The following is a 4105-nucleotide window of genomic DNA, read 5'->3' on the forward strand; positions in this document are numbered from 1 at the left end:
GGTTCAGTTCAGAGCGGGGAACAGGCGGTTTTTTTATTTAATGAAAGATTTAGGTGACTTGCTGAAATTGGGAGATAAATGCCTGCATAACCAGCTATTTCCTTTCAAGATAAATGCCTTGACAGCGGCTTTTTTTAGGATTACACTTCTATCTTGGCTTACCTGATTTTTTCAGGCAGAGCGGGTAGGGAGAGGGCTAATTTCATAGAAGGTATGTCTTATGGCAAATTGGATGGACCGGTTTTTCGGTCTTAACGAAAACGGTACGACCATCAAGCGGGAAATGACTGCCGGCTTAATCGGCTTTTTCACCGTTGTCTACATCATCGCCGTCAACTCACTGATTTTATCGGAGTCCGGCATGCCAATCGAGTACGCGATCATCGGCACCATCGCCGCTTCCGTCATCGGCGCATTATTGATGGGCTTTTGGGGCAATGCGCCCATCTTGCTCATTCCGGGCATGGGGATCAATGCATTGTTCTCCTATACGCTCGTCCAGTCGATGGGGTTGAGCTGGCAGGAAGCACTTGCGGTCGTTTTCGTCTCGGGTGTCATTTTCGTCTTTGTCGCATTTACGCGCTTTTCGAAAATGCTCAGCGAGGCGGTGCCGAATTCGCTGAAAGAAGCGATCACGGTGGGGCTCGGGCTATTTCTGATGCTGTTAGGCCTCGAGAAAGGCGGCCTTGTAGCGCCAGGCGACGGGGCGATTCTTTCGCTCGGTTCGCTGTCAGATCCACTCGTGCTGTCGACCGTCGTGACGTTTTTGCTCGCGATCATTTTATTTATCCGTAACGTGCCGGGGAATTTTCTGATCACCATTGTACTGGGAACGGTCATTGCGTATTTCTTCGGCATGATCGATCTCAGCCAATTGAGCGAACCGGGCGTCAATACGGCAGAAGCGTTTGCGGTGTTCGGTGCAATGTCGTTCAGCAATTTTTTGTCGACAACGTTCTGGGTGGCGGTATTTTCCCTGACGATGGTCTTGGTGTTTGAAAACATTGGCCTCGTCCACGGACAGGTGAATTTCATCGGCCGTCCGGAAAAATATTCGCGTGCATTCCAGGCGACGTCGGTCTCGACGATGGCTTCAGGATTTCTCGGTACGAGCCCGACTGTGGCCAGTGTGGAAAGTGCGGCAGCGATGGCTGCTGGCGGACGCACCGGTTTGACTTCACTGACGGCAGGCTTTTTGTTTATGGGTGCAGCGTTCTTCATTCCACTGATCAAGATCATTCCCGACAGCGCGATTGCGCCGATTTTAATCATCATCGGCGGGTTGATGCTTCAGAATATCAAGAATCTCGACATGAAGGACATGAGCGAAACGTTTCCGGCTTTGTTGATCATCGCGTTGATTCCGTTTACGTACAGTATTGCGGACGGTATTGCGATCGGGTTTATCCTGTATCCGGTGCTGAAAGTGGCGATCGGCAAATGGCGTGAAGTTTCCCCGGCTCTTTATGTGATTGCTTGTCTGTTTTTCGTCAATTACGTATTTCACGTGGTCGGCTGAAAAAAGCGCATATTTTTTTAACACTTAGAATAAGTCGTTAAAATTAGAAAGCAACTAATTTTACGCAACAAATAGTCTATAAACTTTCCAAGTGTTTGGAGAAGCATCCGCCCGACTCCGGTGGATCAGCGAGACGACCGAGACCCCGCAGGGAATGAATGAGCGAGGCAACGCCGAGTTCATTCATTTGCGATGCTTGAGCGCAGCGAAAGTAGCGCAAACCGAGGAGGCTTGGGCGCGAGCCCACGGAAAGCGGGCGGTTTAAGCTTCGGAAAACACGATTCAAGAATCCCAGACATGTTAAAAAGCGCATCCGGTTGATGGGTGCGCTTTTTCTTTGCTTTGCCGTGTTATAATAAAATAAAAGGAGCGGATCACGATGCGCTATTTTAAATCGAATATGGAGAAACTGGTCAACCAGGAGCCGGAACTGAAAAAACGGCTGAAGGTATTGATGAAGGAAATGGAGCTTGAGAAAAGCTTTGCATTGAAGGCGCTCTACCACTCCGAAGTGGCGGACAGCGGCCCATTCATGAAACAATACCAGGAAATCGACAATCAATAAAAAAACCATGCGTGAAGGATTCCTTCACGCATGGTTTTTCTGTGTGCTTAAGATGTACGGGCAGCTTTGAATCCGTCGAGCCATTGCTGCCAGGATTCGAGCGTGGTGCCGATGCAATAGCGGTTGATTTTTTCATCATCACAATCGATGCCTTGGCCGCCGAGCAAAAAGTGGAGTCCGGGAATAGCATCAGAAAGTTCTTTGATGTATTGTTCTGCGACGGGACGGCTTTTAGGTGTCATGACGGACATGCAAACCAGTTTGAAATCTTGCTTAGCCACCATTTCCGCTAGGCCATCAAGCGGCGTGTCAGGACCTGTGTAAACGACATGGAAGCCATTCTCGCGAAGGAATAACGAGAACAACAGCAGGCCGAGCTGGTGATGTTCTCCGCTTGGGCTGAGTGCCAGTACCTTCGGCAAATGGGGTGCAACCGGGAAGACGCGGAAAAACTGGTTGAAGCGCTGCTGGATGATGTTGGTGATCATGTGTTCATGCGCAACGCTGATTTGGCCGTTTTCCCATTCTGCACCGATCCGTACCATGAGCGGCGCGATGATATGAAAGAAGACAGTCTGGTGGTGGAACAGCGAGAACTTCAAATCGAGCAGATAATTAAAACGGTCAATGTCTATTTCTACAGCGGCCTGATACAATTCTTCAATTTGCTTGGCATACTCAATAGGTTCATTGGAATCGGCGATTTCCGGATGGTAGAACTGTTTCCTTGAAGCGTGCAATTGCTTGACGGCTTCACTGATTTTCATGCCGTTTTCCTGGACTTGGATTTTCAGCCACTTCAAGTCTTCCAAATTTTGGTCGGAATACAGGCGATGACCCGATTCTGTGCGCGCAGGCGTGATGGCATTATAGCGCGTCTCCCAGGAACGGATGGTCACTTTAGGCATATCGAGTATTTTGGCAGCAGCTTTGATATTGTACATAGCATGACCTTCATTCCGTAGTTTTTTGTTATACAAAGATTATACAACCAACTATCCCCAGCGTAAAGCTATTGGCTTTCCCAATTAGCAGAAAAAGGCAAGAAAAAACAAATCGATAGAGGCTGCTAAAAGTTATCTAGTGCAAGGTCTTACAATAAATCCTTAAAATGGAAAAAAGACAGTGCGGGTTATCGACTGCACTGTCTTTTGATAAGTATAAAACTGATACAAACTCATTGAATGAGTAGGATTGGATAGAAGCGTGGGCCTATTGCTGTTCGACGGTACGTGCTTGTTTAGCGGATCTTGAGCGCTGCCAGCCTACTGTGATGACGAGTGTTGCCAACAGCAGCAACAGGCCGAGAATGAACGGGAAAATGATATTGATGTCGAACAGGATACCAGCGAGGAGCGGGCCCATGACGTTGCCGATGCTCATATAGGCATTGTTCATGCCCATCGCAAAGCCGACTTCGCCTTCTGCGAGTTTTGAGATCAATGTATTCAACACCGGACGCAAAATCGATGTCGCGAGGAAGATAATCAGTGACACCCCGAAAAACATGACGTAACTGCTCGCAAAAAGCGATGCGAGAAACCCGCCCGCTGCGACGCCGAGGAACGTAATCAATACGCCGATCTCACCGAAGCGCGAGACGATGCGGTCAACGACGAACAATTGAACGATGACACTGACCGTACCGGTGGCGGTAATCATGAAGGCGATATCCTTCGCAGTGGAATTGAATTGATTGTCGAGATAAAGCCCGAGGACGGATTCGTAAGCGAGCAAACCGAAACTCATGACCAGCGTGATGACCAGCGGTAAAAAGTAAGGGACCGAAGTCGAGCGCGCAATTTTTTTGAACATCGATTCGGATTGCGTCATCGTCAAAGCGAGATCCGGATCCGCTTTTTCGGCGTCGCTGTCTTTCAGGACAAAAACGGAAAACAGCACCGCTGCGAGCGACACGAGAGCTGACACAAGAAACGGCAGCTTCAGGCTGTAATCGGCAAGAAAGCCGCCGATTCCCGGTCCGATGACGATGCCGAGTGACATCGCAGCAGATACCAGGC

The 4105-nt window shown here is 49.0% G+C and carries 4 protein-coding genes; 2 read left to right on the plus strand and 2 right to left on the minus strand.

What is annotated here, in order from left to right; genetic code table 11:
• Nucleotides 1-220 precede the first annotated feature (220 nt).
• On the plus strand, nt 221-1519 hold the full coding sequence (locus ON064_RS17410; RefSeq protein WP_274625767.1) for an NCS2 family permease: 1299 nt from the start codon (nt 221-223) through the stop codon (nt 1517-1519).
• A 379-nt stretch (nt 1520-1898) separates the two neighbouring features.
• Complete coding sequence (locus tag ON064_RS17415; protein ID WP_068870565.1) at nt 1899-2084, plus strand: hypothetical protein; 186 nt, start codon at nt 1899-1901, stop codon at nt 2082-2084.
• Between the two features lie 47 nt (nt 2085-2131).
• Here ON064_RS17415 and ON064_RS17420 read toward each other — a convergent pair whose 3' ends face one another.
• Nucleotides 2132-3028 (minus strand): MerR family transcriptional regulator, encoded by an 897-nt coding sequence (locus ON064_RS17420; protein ID WP_274625768.1) that lies wholly within the window; start codon nt 3026-3028, stop codon nt 2132-2134.
• A 268-nt stretch (nt 3029-3296) separates the two neighbouring features.
• On the minus strand, nt 3297-4105 hold an 809-nt coding region (locus tag ON064_RS17425), incomplete at its 5' end, for an MFS transporter (RefSeq protein WP_274625769.1).

This window comes from Planococcus sp. A6, assembly GCF_028823615.1.
Classification (GTDB): domain Bacteria; phylum Bacillota; class Bacilli; order Bacillales_A; family Planococcaceae; genus Planococcus.